Annotated in this window: 15 protein-coding genes; 10 read left to right on the top strand and 5 right to left on the bottom strand. The window is 68.9% G+C overall.

Annotation, left to right across the window (positions count from 1 at the left end; genetic code table 11):
* The first annotated feature begins 59 nt into the window (after nt 1-59).
* Nucleotides 60-878, top strand: coding sequence for a PhzF family phenazine biosynthesis protein (locus NF4_RS12490; protein ID WP_063127491.1), 819 nt, complete (start codon nt 60-62; stop codon nt 876-878).
* Here NF4_RS12490 and NF4_RS12485 read toward each other — a convergent pair whose 3' ends face one another.
* From NF4_RS12485 to lspA, 3 genes are read right to left on the bottom strand one after another with little or no spacing between them, the layout of a single operon-like run.
* Entirely contained in the window at nt 879-1,577 is a 699-nt protein-coding gene (locus NF4_RS12485; protein ID WP_232330431.1) for a hypothetical protein, read from the bottom strand.
* Nucleotides 1,578-1,583: 6 nt separating this feature from the next.
* Complete coding sequence (locus tag NF4_RS12480) at nt 1,584-2,510, bottom strand: RluA family pseudouridine synthase (RefSeq protein ID WP_063127490.1); 927 nt, start codon at nt 2,508-2,510, stop codon at nt 1,584-1,586.
* Nucleotides 2,507-3,253 carry a signal peptidase II gene (lspA, locus tag NF4_RS12475; RefSeq protein WP_084533078.1) on the bottom strand — a complete coding sequence of 249 codons (747 nt, stop codon included), beginning with the start codon at nt 3,251-3,253 and terminating at the stop codon, nt 2,507-2,509. The genes NF4_RS12480 and lspA overlap by 4 nt, the downstream gene beginning before the upstream one ends.
* 215 nt (nt 3,254-3,468) lie before the next feature.
* On the opposite strand from lspA, the gene NF4_RS12470 reads away from it, so the two are divergent.
* From NF4_RS12470 to NF4_RS12440, 7 genes are all read left to right on the top strand, one after another.
* The gene (locus NF4_RS12470; RefSeq protein WP_063127504.1) at nt 3,469-4,359 is read left to right on the top strand and encodes a hypothetical protein; all 891 of its coding nucleotides are present in this window, start codon (nt 3,469-3,471) and stop codon (nt 4,357-4,359) included.
* 92 nt (nt 4,360-4,451) lie between these two features.
* Complete coding sequence (locus NF4_RS12465; RefSeq protein WP_063127489.1) at nt 4,452-4,913, top strand: VOC family protein; 462 nt, start codon at nt 4,452-4,454, stop codon at nt 4,911-4,913.
* Nucleotides 4,914-4,997: 84 nt separating this feature from the next.
* A complete protein-coding gene (locus tag NF4_RS12460; protein WP_063127488.1) occupies nt 4,998-5,756 on the top strand; it encodes a LytR/AlgR family response regulator transcription factor in 759 nt (252 codons plus the stop codon).
* Nucleotides 5,753-6,121: a hypothetical protein gene (locus NF4_RS12455; protein WP_063127487.1), complete on the top strand. Its 369-nt coding sequence runs from the start codon at nt 5,753-5,755 to the stop codon at nt 6,119-6,121. Before NF4_RS12460 ends, NF4_RS12455 begins: the two co-directional genes overlap by 4 nt.
* A 45-nt stretch (nt 6,122-6,166) precedes the next feature.
* Complete coding sequence (locus NF4_RS12450; protein WP_063127486.1) at nt 6,167-7,924, top strand: sodium/solute symporter; 1,758 nt, start codon at nt 6,167-6,169, stop codon at nt 7,922-7,924.
* 162 nt (nt 7,925-8,086) lie between these two features.
* Nucleotides 8,087-8,440 carry a DUF485 domain-containing protein gene (locus tag NF4_RS12445; protein WP_063127485.1) on the top strand — a complete coding sequence of 118 codons (354 nt, stop codon included), beginning with the start codon at nt 8,087-8,089 and terminating at the stop codon, nt 8,438-8,440.
* A complete protein-coding gene (locus NF4_RS12440) occupies nt 8,437-10,071 on the top strand; it encodes a monocarboxylic acid transporter (protein ID WP_063127484.1) in 1,635 nt (544 codons plus the stop codon). Before NF4_RS12445 ends, NF4_RS12440 begins: the two co-directional genes overlap by 4 nt.
* Nucleotides 10,072-10,177: 106 nt before the next feature.
* Here NF4_RS12440 and NF4_RS12435 read toward each other — a convergent pair whose 3' ends face one another.
* A complete protein-coding gene (locus NF4_RS12435) occupies nt 10,178-11,347 on the bottom strand; it encodes a sensor histidine kinase (RefSeq protein ID WP_063127483.1) in 1,170 nt (389 codons plus the stop codon).
* A gap of 441 nt (nt 11,348-11,788) precedes the next feature.
* Nucleotides 11,789-12,235: a hypothetical protein gene (locus NF4_RS12430; RefSeq protein ID WP_063127482.1), complete on the bottom strand. Its 447-nt coding sequence runs from the start codon at nt 12,233-12,235 to the stop codon at nt 11,789-11,791.
* A 252-nt stretch (nt 12,236-12,487) separates the two neighbouring features.
* On the opposite strand from NF4_RS12430, the gene dnaE reads away from it, so the two are divergent.
* Both dnaE and NF4_RS36485 read left to right on the top strand, forming a co-directional pair.
* Nucleotides 12,488-16,039, top strand: a complete 3,552-nt coding sequence (gene dnaE / locus NF4_RS12425; RefSeq protein WP_084533077.1) for a DNA polymerase III subunit alpha — start codon at nt 12,488-12,490, stop codon at nt 16,037-16,039.
* 150 nt (nt 16,040-16,189) lie between these two features.
* Complete coding sequence (locus NF4_RS36485) at nt 16,190-16,357, top strand: DUF4236 domain-containing protein (protein ID WP_081877120.1); 168 nt, start codon at nt 16,190-16,192, stop codon at nt 16,355-16,357.
* Nucleotides 16,358-16,423 lie beyond the last annotated feature (66 nt).

Below are 16,423 nucleotides of genomic sequence, written 5' to 3'. Positions count from 1 at the left end.
ACGGGACCGAGGGGGCCTCGACCCCGCGCCGCCGAAGGCGGCGCCAATAGACTCGTGGCATGGAGGTTCTGCTGCACCAGATCGACGCGTTCGCCGACGCACCGTTCTCCGGGAACCCGGCAGCGGTGATGCCGTTGCCCACATGGTTGCCCGATACCGTGCTGCAACAGGTGGCCGAGGAGAACAATCTCGCCGAGACGGCCTTCTATACCTCCCGGTTACCCCCGGAGGCCGGGGTGCCGCCGGGGAGCTGGCCCGCCTACCATCTGCGCTGGTTCACGCCGATGACCGAGGTGGTGATGTGCGGGCACGCCACGGTGGCGGCGGCGGCGCATATTCTCTGCGATATCCAGCCGGGCGAGGACCGGGTCAGTTTCTTCACCCATAGTGGCTGGTTGCGGGTGGATCGCACCGATGACGACGAGTACGTGCTGGATCTGCCCGCGGTGGCCTCCGTTCCGGCCGAACCGGATGCGGCATTGGTGGCGGCGCTGGGGGTGGAGCCGGTGCGGGTGTACTCGGGCGCGGATGTGGTCGTGGTGGTGGACAGTGAGCGGCAGGTCCGGGAGCTGGCACCGGCCCTGAGCGCCTTCCCGAAGGTGCAGCGGGGTGTGGTGGTCACCGCCCGGGGTGACGAGGTGGATTTCGTCTCGCGGTTCTTCGCGCCGGGGGTGGGGGTGCCGGAGGATCCGGTGACCGGTTCGGCGCATGCCCAGCTGGCGCCGCTGTGGAGTGCCGAGCTCGGGCGCAGCAGGTTGACCGCGCGTCAGCTGTCCCGGCGGGGTGGCTCGCTCGGCGTCGAGCTGGTCGAGGACCGGGTGTTGCTGACCGGTCGCTGCCACCGCTATCTGGACGGTGTGGTGACGCTGGACTTCTGATCAGGCCGGTGGGACGGGCCCGTCGTCCGGCGGCGGGCCCACGGGGTCGGGGCTGTCCGGGAGCAGGGGTTCGACGGCGAACCGTCCGGCGACGGCGTCGGCCGGTAATGCGTGCACCGCGCGGATCCCGGGCTGCTCGGCGAGATCGCGGAGCCGGGGTAGCGGGGCCCGGACGACGACACCGGGAGAGCAGGCGCAGTCCGCGCGCAGGCGCGCGACGACCACGTCCAGGGTGCGGGCGGTGCGGTCGTCGCCGACATAGCGGCGTTGATCGGCCAGTTGCCAGGCGGCGTCCGCGCCGGAGCGCCGCAGTGCGGCGTCACCGGCGGGGGTCTGGACCGCGACCAGGGGAGTCGCGACCCGTGGGAGCGGCACGCGGTACAGCGCCTGTCCGACGCGCAGCTCCCCGACCTGGTCGCGTAACTCCGTGGCGGGCCGGTACTCGGTGAACGACACCAGCGCCCACCGATCCGCCCCATCGGCCCCGGTGAGCGATTCCCGCGCCCGGTCGAGGTATCCGGCGATGGATTCGCCCTGGTCGGGCCCGAGGCGGTCGGTGGAGACGATCTCCTCGGCCGGGGGGATCAAATAGCCGAGCGCGAGGACGAAGACACCGCAGGCGGCCGCGGCCGCGCCGTAGCCGAGCCCCCGGCGGATATTGCGGGGCCGGTGTGGCAGGGCTGCGGATACCTCGGTCATCGGCGGTCAGGCGTCGCGTAATACGCGCAGCGCGTGGGTGAGGTCGTCGGGGTATTCACTGGTGATCTCCAGGTAGCGGCCGTCGGCGGGGTGCTGGAAGCCCAGCGATCGGGCGTGCAGCCATTGGCGCTGCAACCCGAGCCGTTCGGCGAGCCGGGGATCGGCGCCGTAGGTGAGATCACCGCAGCAGGGGTGCCGGATCGCGGAGAAGTGCACCCGGATCTGATGGGTGCGGCCGGTCTCCAGATGGATATCGAGCAGGCTCGCTGCCTGGAACGCTTCCACGGTGTCGTAGTGAGTGACACTGGGCCTGCCGTCGGAGGTGACCGCGAATTTCCAGTCGTTACCGCGGGCGCGGCCGATGGGGGCGTCGATGGTGCCGCTGCTGGGGTCGGGATGGCCCTGGACCAGGGCGTGGTAGCGCTTGTCCACGGTGCGCTGTTTGAACGCGCGTTTGAGTACGGTGTAGGCGTGTTCGGACTGGGCCACCACCATCACCCCGGAGGTGCCGACATCGAGGCGGTGCACGATGCCCTGCCGTTCGTGCGCGCCGGAGGTCGAGATCCGGTAGCCGGCCGCAGCCAGTCCACCGACCACGGTGGGCCCGCTCCATCCGACTCCGGTGTGTGCGGCGACGCCGACCGGTTTGTCGACAGCGACGATATCGTCGTCGGCGTAGAGGATCTTCATACCCTCCACCGGTTCGGCTTCGATACTCAGTTCCCGGCGTGGTTCGGGGAACACCACTTCGAGCCAGGCGCCCGCGGTGAGCCGGTCGGATTTGCCCGCGGCCACTCCGTCGAGCTGCACCGACCCGTCTTCCGCCAGGGCCGCGACCGCGGTCCGGGAGAGTCCGAGCAGCCGCGCGAGGCCGGCGTCCACCCGCATCCCGTCGAGTCCGTCGGGGACGGGCATCGTCCTGGTCTCTCTCATGCGGCGGTCTCCTTGCCGTCGGCGGTGGCGGACATTCCGGGCCCGGCGCCGGTGGTGGACTCCGGGCCGGCACCGCCCGCGGAGCCCTCGGGGGTGGCGTCACCGGCGGAGCGGTCCCGGCCGGGGCCGGGCTCGTCGGACGGGGACGGGGCGGAATCCGCGGCGGAGGCGGCCTTTTCCTTCTCCTTGTAGCGGGTGCCGTCGGGTTCGAAACCGAAGACGGTGAGCGTCACCAACAGGATCGCCCCGCACACGATCGAGGAATCGGCCACATTGAACACCGGCCACCAGCCGATCGAGACGAAATCCACCACATGACCCTGCAGCGGACCCGGCGCGCGAAACAGCCGGTCCATCAGGTTGCCGAGGGCGCCGCCGAGGACCCCACCGAGCCCGATCGCCCACAGCGTCGAGCGCAGGGTGCGGCCGATGCGCAGCACCCCGATCACCACCGCGGTCGCGATCAGGGTCAGCAACCAGGTCATGCCGGTGGCCATGGAGAACGCGGCGCCCGGATTGCGCACCAGCGCCAGTTCCACGAAGTCACCGATGATCGACACCGGTTCGCCGGGACGTATCCGCGCGACCACGATGACCTTGGTGACCAGGTCGAGCGCGAACAGCGTCGCGGCGACCGCCAGCAGTAGCCGCAGCCGCTGCCGCGGTGGCGCGCCGGTCCCGCCGGGGCGGTCGTCGGGGTCCTGCTCTGGCGTAGGCCGGTCCTCACTCACGCCGACCATCATCTCTCGAGGAGAGACGGCCCAGTACCGTGGGCACCCGCGCGCACCGGTGACGGGCCGCCGCCCCGGTGTGTCGCGGCGCGGGCGCCGGTGCCGGGCGGTGTTTCCGGAAGTCGGCGCGATGTCCCAGCCCACGCTCAGGTACGCCTCGTAGGCTGTCCGGCGTGACGGTGTTGTGTTCGTTTCCCACGCCCCGCCTGGCAAGGTCCAGAGTGCTGATGGTGGTTCTCGCGGTGGGTCTCACCGCTTTCGGTTCCGGCTGCGGCGACGGCGGCGACTCCGGAGCGGAGGCCGACGGCACCGAACCGCTCGGAATAGGCGAGGTCACCGTGCCGATCGCGGCGGCCGCGGTCACCACGGTGGACCACGGGGAGGAGCCCCGTTCGATGTTGCGGCCGTCCTACTACGACGGCACGATCCAGGCGGTGACGTTGCGCACCGATCACCGTATCCAGCAGCAGATCGATTCCCAGCAGGTCCGCGATTTCTCCAGTCCGGCGCTGACCATCCCGATGACCGCCACCACCGATGCCGACGGGGTGGAGCTCGCCCTCGGTTCGGTAACGACTTCCGATCCGGCGCTGTCGGAGGCGCTGACCGCCGCCGACGGGACGCACGCCGGGTTCGAGATGAGCGAACTCGGCGGAATCACCGCGCTGCGTCTGGCGCCTGCTCCCGACACCTCGAATTCGGCGCGAGCCGCCCTGGAACAGGCTTTCTACCAGGCGGTCTACCGATCCATCACCTTCCCCGACGAACCGGTCGGGGTGGGCGCGGTATGGCGGGTGCAGCAGACCGTGGGCGGCGGCGTCGACCTCGACCAGGTCACCACGGCCACCCTGGTCGCCCGCGACGGTGGGCGGTTGTCCATCCGGCTCGACGTCACCCAGACGCCGAAATCGAGTATCTGGGATCTGCCCAACGAGGCCGGCATGCTCGATATCGAGGACTACGCGATGCAGGGCAGCGGAGATATCACCGTGGATCTCGGCCTGCCGCTGCCGGTGGCCGGCTCGATCTCGATCGGCGGCCACCAGTTCTACCGCGACCCGCGCACCTCGACGGTGCTGCGCCAGCTCATCGAGACGAAGGTCAGCTGGGGCGGCTGATCCGGCGGCCGTGTTCGTCCACGGCCATCGGCGGGAACCGGGCATAGGCTCACAGGTGTCCGACACAACTCTCCGAGACCGGAGGTCCCGTGATGTCCGATGTCCCCCCTGTTCCCGAAGGCTATCCCACGATTTCCCCCGGTCTGGCGATCGCCGGAGCCGCGGACGCGGTGGAGTTCTACAAACGGGTGCTGGGGGCCACCGAACGGATGCGGATCCCGGGTCCCGACGACACCGTCATGCACTGTGAGCTGCTGATCGGCAATTCGGTGCTGATGCTCGGCGACCCGGCTCCGGATATGGCGTTCCGCGATCCGCATTCGATCGGTGGCACCCCGGTCAACCTCTATGTCTACGTCCCGGATATGGATGCGGCCCACGCCGCCGCGCTCGCCGCCGGCGCCACCGAGATCAGCGCCCCGCAGACCCAGTTCTACGGTGACCGGACCGGTTCGTTCGTGGACCCGTGGGGGCATCAGTGGACCGTCGCCACCCATGTGGAGGATATCGAGCCCGAGGAGATGCAACGGCGGATGGACCAGCTCGGATCCTGACCGACTCCGACCCCCGTACCCGACCCGCGGCCGAACGCCGATGACTACGATGGGCGAGTCGAAGGAGCAGGAAGGGTCTGGCGGATGCGGGTGCTGGCCGTGGATGACGAGCAGCCGGCGCTGGATGAGCTGCTCTATCTGTTGCGTGCCGAACCCGCGGTGACCGAACTGCACGGCGCCGCCGACGCGACCGGCGCGCTGCGGATTCTGCGGGCGCACGCGGTCGACGCGGTCTTCCTGGATATCAACATGCCGGGCCTGGACGGTATGGAACTGGCCGGGGTGCTCGCCGAATTCGTGCACCCACCGGCGATCGTCTTCGTCACCGCGCACGAGGACCACGCGGTGGCCGCGTTCGATCTGGGCGCGGTGGACTACCTGCTCAAACCGGTGCGTCGGCAGCGGCTGGGGGCCGCGGTGCGGCGGATTGCCGACCGCCGGACCCGCACCGAGCCGGAGCCGGAGCCGGGACCGGGTGCGGCCGGGGGCCACGAAGTCATTCCGGTCGAGCTGGGCGGGGTCACCACGCTGGTGCACCGGTCCCAGGTGAACTGGGTGGAGGCCGAGGGCGACTACGCCCGGCTGCACACCGATACCGGTTCCCATCTCGTGCGCATCCCGCTTTCGGCGTTGCAGGACCGCTGGCGCGAGGATTTCCTGCGGGTGCACCGCTCGTATCTGGTGGCGCTCGGGCGGGTGACCGGGCTGCGGACGGTGGGCTCGGGCACGCTGGTGTGTCTGCGCGGGGCGCAGCGGGTGGAGCTTCCGGTGAGCCGTCGCCAGGTGCGCGAACTCAAACAGCGGCTGGTGCACGGACCGCATCCGTCGCCGGACCGGCGATGATCGGCCCCGCCCCGCGGGGGCCCCGCCGGCGGGTGGTGCTCGCCGAACGCCGGGGCGCGCGGCGCGTCCGGACCCGGGTGGAGGTCGCCGAACAGACCGAGATCGGGGAGGCGCTGATCGGTGGGCTCATCCGGGCGCAACTGGGGCTGGCCCTGAGCTGTGGTCTGGTGATCGCCCTGCTCCTCGCCGCACTCCCGCTGCTGTTCGGCGTGACCGTGATCGCCGAAACCGTGGTGCTGGGTATCCGGCTGCCGTGGCTGGTGCTGGGCGGAGCCGCCTACCCGCTGCTGTGGCTCACCGGGCGGGTGTACCTGCGGCTGGCCGAGCGCAACGAGAACGATTTCCTCGAGCTCACCGGTGATTGAGCGGCCCGCGCCGGAGGCCCGGACCCGGCCGATGGGCGGACCGGGATGGTGACCGCGTCCGGCCTCACGGTGGCGGCGCTGCTCGCGGCGGCGCTGGCGACGGTCGTCCTCGGTGTGTACGGGGTGCGCTGGGCCCGTACGACCTCGGATTTCCTGGTGGCCTCCCGCAGTGTCGGCCCGCGCTGGAACGCCGCCGCCGTCTCCGGTGAGTATCTGTCCGCCGCGTCGTTCCTGGGGGTCGCCGGGCTGATCGCCAAATACGGCGCCGATGCCCTGTGGTACCCGGTGGGTTTCACCGCCGGGTATCTGTCGCTGCTGCTCTTCGTGGCGGCGCCGCTGCGGCGGTCCGGGGCCTACACCGTGCCCGATTTCGCCGAGTTCCGGTGGGGGTCGCCGCGGTTGCGCCGCCTCGCCGCCGTGGTGGTGGTGCTGGTGTGCGCGGTGTACGTGATCCCGCAGTTCCAGGGCGCCGGGCTGACGCTGCGCATTCTGCTGGGGGTGCCGGGCTGGGTGGGGGCGGTCGCGGTGGCGGTGATCGTGGTGGCCAATGTCGTGTCCGGGGGGATGCGGTCGATAACCCTGGTCCAGGCCTTTCAATATTGGCTGAAACTGACCGCGGTGGCGCTGCCCGCGCTCGTTCTGCTGGTGCATTTCTTCGCCGCCGACCGGCCCGGTGGCGATCGCGAACTCGGCGCGCCCGCCCCGCCGACGGTGAGCGAACAGACCACGGTGGAGGTGACGACCCCGGTACTCGTGCAATTGGCCGCACCGCAGTGGGTCTCGGTGCACGGGGTTCTGGACGACCGCACGGTGGACGGTCCGGTCCTGCTGGCGGCGGGTATTCACGACTTGGCCCGGGACACCCGGCTGGTGCTCGAACCGGGCGCGGCGGTGCCGGTGGTGGCGGGCGCCCCGGCAGACGGTGCGCACTGGCTGCTGCCCGGCGGCGGTTTCGCCGGACCGCATCCGCGATACCAGGTGTACTCGCTGATGATCGCCACGTTCCTGGGCACCATGGGATTGCCGCATGTCCTCGTGCGCTTCTATACCAACCGCGACGGCCGGGCCGCCCGCTCCACCGCGCTAGCCGTGATCGCGCTGGTCGGCACCTTCTACCTGTTCCCGGTGCTGCTGGGTGTCTTCGCCCGGCTCTACGTGCCGCAACTGCTGATCACCGGGACTTCCGACGCCGCGGTCCTGCTGCTGCCCTCGTCGGCGCTGGCGGGACTGCCCGGGCAGTTGCTGGCGGCGCTGGTCGCGGCGGGCGCCATGGCCGCTTTCCTGTCCACGTCCTCGGGGCTGGTGGTGAGTATCGCCGGCGTGCTGAGTACGGATGTGCTGCGCGGGCGGATCCGGGACTTCCGGATCGCGGCGCTGGTCGCCGGCGCGGTACCGCTGACACTGTCGCTGGGCGTGGTCTCGCTGGACCTGACCCGCACGGTGGGGCTGGCATTCTCGCTCGCGGCCGCGACCCTGTGCCCGCTGCTGGTTCTCGGGATCTGGTGGCGCGGCCTCACCGCGGTGGGCGCGGCCGCCGGTCTGGTGGCCGGTGGCACCGTGGCGGGCGCGGCGACCCTGGTCTCGGTGCTCGGCGGCGTCTCCGGCCGGCTGGCGGACGGCTGGGCCGCGGCGCTGCTCGGATATCCCGCGGCCGTGGCGGTGCCGCTGGCTTTCGCGACCATGGTGCTGGTCAGCCGCTGGACCCCGCGACCGCCGGGGGTGGGCCGGGCGTTCGTCCGGATGCACGCCCCGGAGCGGCTCGGAATGGGGGCCGACCGCGTGCCCGGATACCGGCCGGACTGATCGGCGGGGGCGTCCGGGCCCGACCGCTCGTCGCGGCCCAGCGACCGCTCACCGCACACTTCCCCGTCTCCACCGAGTGACTCCCGTCACAGGGGTCTCGAATTGCCTTCGGGCCGCTACCTTCTGCTCAGGTAATACACGTCACATGGTGAGGGACCCGGCATGACCGATATCGATCTCGACAAAAGCGGAGAGCGGGCCGGCCCGCCGCCCGATTTCGTCGCCGCGCAGGCAAGCCCGGAGTTCCAAGAACTCCGCAACCGGCTGCGCCGCTTCATTTTTCCCATGGCCGCCCTGTTCCTGCTCTGGTACCTCGGTTATGTGCTGCTCGGCGCCTACGCACACGATTTCATGGCCACTCCGGTGTTCGGTGAGATCAATATCGGACTGCTGCTGGGGCTGGGCCAGTTCATCTCGACCTTCGTGATCACCGGTCTCTACGTCCGCTTCGCCAACCGGGAACTGGACCCGCGGGCCGCCGCGCTCCGCACCGAACTGGAAGGAAACCGGTCGTGACCACGCTGTACGCCGCCGACGCCACGGTCGGCAATCCGGTCGCCAATATCGCCATCTTCGCGCTGTTCGTGGTGGTCACCATGATTGTGGTGTTCTGGGCGGGCCGCAACACCTCCGGCGCCACCGACTATTTCACCGGTGGCCGCGGTTTCACCGGGCCGCAGAACGGGATAGCCATCGCCGGAGACTATCTGTCCGCGGCGAGCTTCCTCGGAATCGCCGGCGCCATCGCGGTCTACGGCTACGACGGCTTCCTCTATTCGATCGGCTTCCTCGTCGCCTGGCTGGTGGCGCTGCTGCTGGTGGCCGAAATGCTGCGGAACACCGGCAAATTCACCATGGCCGATGTGCTCAGCTTCCGGCTGAAGCAGCGGCCCGTGCGTACCGCGGCCGCGATCAGCACCCTGGCCGTCTCGCTGTTCTACCTGCTCGCCCAGATGGCGGGCGCCGGTGGTCTGGTGGCCCTGCTGCTGGATGTGTCCAGTAAGACCGGGCAGGCCGTGGTGATCGCCGTGGTCGGTGTGCTGATGATCGTGTACGTGCTGGTGGGCGGTATGAAGGGCACCACCTGGGTGCAGATCATCAAGGCGGTCCTGCTCATCGCGGGCGCCGCGGTGATGACGGTGATGGTGCTGGCGAAGTTCGGGTTCGATCCCTCCGGCATCCTTTCCGGTGCGCAGAGCGCGATCGGCGGATCCGAGAACGCGAAGGTCGCCGCGCGGGATGTCCTCGCCCCCGGCGCGCAGTACGGCGGCAGCGAGATGTCGAAACTGAACTTCGTCTCGCTCGGCCTGGCGCTGGTGCTGGGCACCGCGGGCCTGCCGCATGTGCTGATGCGCTTCTACACCGTGCCGACCGCCAAGGAGGCCCGCCGTTCGGTGGTCTGGGCGATCGCGCTGATCGGCGCCTTCTACCTGTTCACCCTGGTGCTCGGGTACGGCGCGGCGGCCATCGTCGGCCCGGACCGGATACTCGGCGCGGCCGGGGGACAGAACGCCGCGGCGCCGCTGCTGGCCTTCGAACTCGGTGGCGTGATCCTGCTGGGAATCATCTCGGCGGTGGCGTTCGCGACCATTCTCGCGGTGGTCGCCGGACTCACCATCACGGCATCGGCCTCGTTCGCCCACGATATCTACGCCAATGTCCTGCGGCGCGGCAAAGCCGACGACGCCGCCCAGGTCCGGGTCTCCCGGATCACCGCGGTGGTGATCGGCGTGCTGGCCATCGCCCTGGGCATCCTGGCCAACGGCCAGAACATCGCGTTCCTGGTGGCGCTGGCGTTCGCGGTCGCGGCCTCGGCGAACCTGCCGACCATCCTGTACTCGTTGTTCTGGCGGCGGTTCAACACCACCGGCGCGCTGTTCAGCATGTACGGCGGGCTGATCTCCACGATCGTGCTCATCGTGTTCTCCCCGGCGGTCTCCGGGTCGTCGACCGCGATGCTGCCGGATCTGGATTTCGACTGGTTCCCGCTGTCCAACCCGGGGATCGTGTCCATCCCGCTGGCGTTCGCGCTCGGCGTGATCGGCACCTACCTCGGCGGCAAGGACACCGAAGATCCGGCGAAGGCCGCGGAGATGGAGGTCCGGGCACTGACCGGCGTCGGCGCCGAGAAAGCGGTCGCGCACTGAGCGCGGGCCCGGATGCCGTGTCGGCGGCATCCGGGCCCCGCGCCGCTCGGCGCCGGCCGGCCGGTCCCCGCTCTGTGAGGGTGAGCGGGGCTCGGCCGTTTTCGCGTCACGGCCGGATTCCGGGGCGGAACTTGGGCACCCGCATACTCACTCTCGTCCCGGCGCCGGGCGCGGTATCCACCACCAGTCCGTAGTCGTTGCCGAAGGCGGCACGCAACCGGTCGTCCACATTGGCCAGGCCGATATGCGCTCCGTCCGCGGCCGCGTCCAGTGACCCGGATCGCAGCAGATCCGGATCCATACCGGCACCGTCGTCCTCCACGCTGAGCACACAGTCGGTCCCGGCGTCGAGTGCTTCGATGGTGACCGTGCCGCCGCCCGGCGTGGTCGCCAACCCGTGGCGTACGGCGTTCTCCACCAGCGGTTGCAGGGCCAGGAAAGGCAGTGTGACGCCGAGCACCTCGGGGGCGATCCGCAACCGCACCTGCAACGCCGGTCCGAACCGGGCGCGTTCCAGTTCGAGATAGCGTTCGATATTGCTGAGTTCGTCGGCCAGTACCGTGTACTCCCCGGCGTCGCGGAACGAGTACCGGGTGAAATCCGCGAAATCCAGGATGAGTTCCCGAGCCCGGTCCGGGTCGGTACGGACGAACGAGGCGATGGTGTTCAGGGCGTTGTAGATGAAATGCGGGCTGATCTGGGCCCGCAGCGCGCGTACCTCGGCACGGTCGAGCCGGGCCCGGGAGGCGTCGAGTTCGGCGAGTTCCAGTTGGCCGCACGCATACCGGGCGACTTCGGCCAGCGCACCGAGCGCGCCGGGGCCCGGCCGGCTGCCGGTGACCATCCCCAGCGCCCCCACGACGGTGCCGTTGTCGCTGAGCAACGGCTGGGTGACCAGGGTGCGCCCCGGATGATCGGTCTCGGGCAGATGCGCCAGTACCGGGCGCTGCGCCGCGACAGCTCGCCGGGCCGTGCCGGTGAACTCGGCCGCCAGCGGCTCGTGCGCGCCGTCCCAGGCGAGGAGCGCACCATCGGGATCGCTCACCCCGAGCCCCTCTGCCCCGACCAGGGCCCGCAGATGCGGGGCGGCCTCCTGGGCGGATTCCCGGGTGAGGCCCCGGCGCAGCGGCCGGGCCGCCTGGGAGGCAGTGTGCAGCGCCGTGTGCACCGCCCGTTCGGCGGGGGTGGTGACCATTCGCCGCGGACGCGCCCAGACGAGCAGTGCCGCGGCGATCAGCACCGCCGCACCGGACACGGTGAGCAAGGTCGCGGTCATCGCACTCCCTGTCCCGTCCCGGCTGTCGCGCCGCTGTCCGATCCACCCGGTTCGCCGATCCGCCGAGCGGCTCCGCCGGCGAATGACCCGGGCACATGCTACGAGCCGGCGCACCGGCGGCTCGCGCGGCCCGGATCGCCGGGGAGCACCGCGGCTCGGCGTACCTGGCACGCCCGGCCTGCCGGGCCCTGTCGTGGTCCGGCTCACCGGCCGATCATTGCGGTCCGGCTCGCCGACGGGGGCCGGTCATCGTCTCACGCTCCCCGCGGCAACCGCCATTGCCGCGGGGAACCTTCTCCGGAAGCGATGACCGGCCCGCGTCGGCGAGCCGAGGCCGGAGTTCTGGCCTCGCGAGCGCGGCAGGTCGAGGGGGCGACCGCTCGGGGCCGCCAGGGATCGATTACGCCGAACGGGCCGGGTGCTGTCTGCGGGGGCCGGTGATCACCCCTGATATTTCTGGACGACGAATTCCACCGACCCCGATTCGGGGGTGTGGACCGCGCCGACGGTGACGGTCGCGGTGAAACGCCCGATTCCGGGACGGAAGAGGGCGGAGCGGCCGTCGTTCATCCAGTGCCCCGGGCCGTTCGCGTGCTGCGTGGCCGACCCGGTCTCGCCGGTGTCGAGGTTGCGCCAGTTCAGGGTGATCGGCAAGCTGCACGACCCGATGCCGAACATGATGGTCGAGACGGTGAACGACGCGTGCTCCGGATAACCGGGGCCGTTGACCGAGGTGTCGACCTGGGCGACGCACGGGCCCTCGGTGAGGGAGTAGATCGTCTGGAACGAACCACCGTCGGCCGCGGCGGGAGCGGCGGTGGCCATCAGCGTTCCCACCGCGAGTGCTGCGGCGGCGGGCAACGCGAGCGCGGTCCTGCGTGCTGTCATCGTTCACCTCGCTGGTCGGTCGAACACGTGCGGGGTCGATCGTGGGTCGGGCGGCGATCCGCCGGATGTGACGCGGCACGACCCTACCAGTGACCGGGCGTGCCAGGGGCCGAATCGGTTTCCCGCGCCGGGACACCTGGGCCGACACGCCCGGCCCCCGTGGGCACGCCCATCCGGCGCCGAACCGGTCGGACGGTGGGCATAAACTCGCTACACCAACCCCCGCCGAGCCATTGGGAGGAAGGACAGATCTTGGCCGCCTCGTCCGGATTCGTTCATCTGCACAACCACACCGAGTACTCGATGCTCGACGGTGCCGCCAAGATCTCACCGTTGTTCGCCGAGGCCGACCGGCTCGGTATGACCGCGGTGGGGATGACCGACCACGGCAACATGTACGGCGCGGCCGAGTTCTTCCATTCGGCGAAGAAGGCCGGTATCAAACCGATCATCGGTATCGAGGCCTACATCGCTCCCGGCTCCCGGTTCGACACCAAACGTGTCCTGTGGGGTGATCCCAGCCAGAAGAGCGACGATGTCTCCGGTTCCGGTGCCTACACCCATATGACCATGGTCGCCGAGAACGCGACCGGTCTGCGGAATCTGTTCAAACTGTCCTCGCTGGCCAGTATCGAGGGCCAGCTCGGTAAATGGGCCCGGATGGACGAGGAACTCATCGCCGCCCACGCCGAGGGCATCATCGCCACCACCGGCTGCCCGTCCGGTGAGGTGCAGACCCGGCTGCGGCTGGGGCATGAGCGCGAGGCGCTCGAGGCCGCCGCCAAATGGCAGGAGATCTTCGGCCGCGACAACTTCTTCCTCGAGGTGATGGACCACGGCCTGTCCATCGAGAAGCGGGTCCGCCAGGGTCTGCTCGAGGTCGGCCGGGCCCTCGACATCCCGCCGCTGGCCACCAACGACTGCCACTACGTCACCAAGGAACACGCGAGCAACCACGAGGCGCTGCTCTGCGTCCAGACCGGTAAGACCCTGTCGGACCCCACCCGGTTCAAATTCGACGGGGACGGTTACTTCCTGAAATCCGCGGCCGAAATGCGTGCGCTGTGGGATGCCGAAGTGCCCGGCGCCTGCGACAACACCGTCTGGATCGGGGAGCGGGTCCAGTCCTACGCCGAGGTGTGGGAACACCGCGACCGGATGCCGGTCTTCCCGGTGCCCGAGGGCGAGGACCAGTCCGGCTGGCTGCGCAAGGAGGTGCACCGCGGCCTGGAGCGGCGTTTCCCGAACGGGGTGCCGCGCGAGTACGTCGAACGTGCGGAATTCGAACTCGACGTGATCATCGAAATGGGTTTCCCGGCCTACTTCCTGGTGGTCGGTGACCTGATCAACCATGCCCGCGAGGTCGGTATCCGCGTCGGTCCGGGCCGTGGTTCGGCGGCCGGATCGCTGGTCGCCTACGCCATGGGTATCACCAATATCGACCCGATCCCGCACGGGCTGCTGTTCGAGCGCTTCCTCAATCCCGAACGCGTCTCGATGCCCGATATCGATATCGACTTCGACGATCGCCGCCGCGGTGAGATGGTGCGCTACGCCACCGACCGCTGGGGCAGCGACCGGGTGGCCCAGGTCATCACCTTCGGCACCATCAAAACCAAGGCCGCCATCAAGGATTCGGCGCGCGTCCAGTTCGGCCAGCCCGGTTTCGCCATCGCCGACCAGATCTCCAAGGCGCTGCCGCCGCCGATCATGGCCAAGGACATCCCGCTGTCGGGCATCATGGATCCCGAGCACGAGCGGTACAAGGAAGCCGCCGAGGTCCGCGAACTCATCGGCAGCAACCCCGATGTCGCGAAGATCTACGAGACCGCCCGCGGCCTCGAGGGCCTGATCCGTAACGCGGGTGTGCACGCCTGTGCCGTCATCATGTCCTCCGAACCGCTGATGGACGCGATCCCGCTGTGGAAGCGGGCGCAGGACGGCGCCATCATCACCGGCTGGGACTACCCGTCGTGTGAGGCCATCGGCCTGCTGAAGATGGACTTCCTGGGGCTGCGCAACCTCACCGTCATCGGTGACGCGCTGGACAACATCAAATCCAATCGCGGTATCGACCTCGATATGGACAATCTGCCGCTGGACGATCCGGCCACCTACGAACTGCTCTCCCGCGGTGACACTCTCGGCGTCTTCCAGCTCGACGGCAGCGCCATGCGCGATCTGCTGCGCCGGATGCAACCCACCGGCTTCGAGGACATCGTCGCCGTGCTCGCGCTGTACCGCCCCGGTCCGATGGGCATGAACGCGCACAACGACTACGCCGATCGCAAGAACGGCCGGCAACAGGTCAAGCCGATCCATCCGGAACTGGAAGAGCCCCTGAAAGAGATCCTCGCCGACACCTTCGGCCTGATCGTCTATCAGGAACAGATCATGCAGATCGCGCAGAAGGTCGCCGGGTATTCGCTCGGCCGAGCCGATATTCTGCGCCGCGCGATGGGTAAGAAGAAAGCCGAGGTGCTCGAGGCCGAATTCGAGGGCTTCGAGGCCGGTATGCAGGCCAACGGCTTTTCCAAACCGGCGATCAAAGCGCTGTGGGACACGATTCTCCCGTTCGCCGGATACGCGTTCAACAAATCGCATGCCGCGGGCTATGGGCTGGTGTCCTTCTGGACCGCCTACCTCAAGGCCAACTATCCCGCCGAATACATGGCGGGACTGCTCACCTCGGTCGGTGACGACAAGGACAAGGCCGCGATCTATCTGTCGGACTGCCGCAAACTCGGTATCACCGTGCTGCCGCCGGATGTGAACGAATCGGAGACCAACTTCACCTCGGTCGGCGCGGATATCCGCTTCGGGCTGGGCGCGGTACGCAATGTCGGTCAAAACGTGGTGAACTCGATCATCAACGCCCGCACCGAGAAATCGAAGTTCACCGATTTCTCGGACTACCTGAACAAGATCGATACGGTGGCCTGCACCAAGAAGGTCACCGAATCGCTCATCAAGGCCGGGGCCTTCGATTCGCTGAACCATCCCCGCAAGGGGCTCATGCTGGTGCACTCGGACGCCATCGACGCGGTCATGTCGACCAAGAAGGCCGAGGCCATCGGTCAGTTCGATCTGTTCGGCGGAATGGACGACGACAGTGGCGAATCGGTGGCCTCGGTCTTCGATGTGAAGGTGCCCGACGAAGAGTGGGAGAGCAAGCACCGCCTCGCGCTGGAGCGGGAAATGCTCGGCCTCTACGTATCCGGCCATCCGCTCAACGGCGTCGACCATGTGCTCGCCGCCCAGGCCGATACCCAGATCCCGACCATTCTCGAGGGCGATATCAAGGACGGTACCCAGGTCACCGTCGGCGGCATCCTCGCCTCGGTGAACCGCCGGATCAACAAGAACGGCCTGGCATGGGCGTCCTGCCAGCTCGAGGACCTCACCGGCGGTATCGAAGTACTGTTTTTCCCGCAGGCCTATTCCGTGTACGGCATGGATGTGGTGGAGGACGCGGTGGTCCTGGTGAAAGCCCGGGTCTCCATGCGGGACGACCGGATCTCGCTCATCGCCAACGATCTCGCTGTACCGGATCTGTCGGCGATCGGGGTGGCGAAACCGCTGGCCGTCACCATCTCCACCCGGATGTGCACCCCCGATAAGATCGGCGAGCTGAAGCGGGTGCTGTCCCGGCATCCGGGGACTTCGGATGTGCACGTCCGGCATGTGGGCGCGCGCGAGAAGACGACCCTGCTGAAACTGGACGACAGTTTGCGGGTGGAGCCGTCTTCGGCGCTCATGGGTGATCTGAAGGCCCTGCTCGGGCCGGGCTGCCTGGCGAGCTGAACGTCCGGGCGGACGGCTGTCGCGCCGCCTGCTCGACGCCGGTGGCGTTGTTGTCGTCCTGGACACCGAAGTCCGTGGCGACCGCGACCAGCGAAAGCCATGGGACTCATCCTGATCCGTTATCCTGGGGCGGAACTAGGGAGGTCGCCCATGCCCATCAGGTTCCGTAAACGCCAGTCCTTCGGACCGTTGAAGTTGAACTACACCCAGTCGGGGTTGTCCTCGTGGAGTATCAAGATCGGCCCCTGGTCGTGGAACTCCAGGACCAAGAAGAACAGCGTCGATCTACCGGGACCGCTGAGCTGGCGCCAGCGCTGATCAACAATCATCGGCTACCGCCACACCCGACCATTCCAGTGCCTGACCGGGTTCGTGTCGAGGACG

It is taken from the genome of Nocardia fusca NBRC 14340 (assembly GCF_001618425.1).
Lineage (GTDB): Bacteria > Actinomycetota > Actinomycetes > Mycobacteriales > Mycobacteriaceae > Nocardia > Nocardia fusca.
This window is presented reverse-complemented; position numbering and strand designations above follow the sequence as displayed.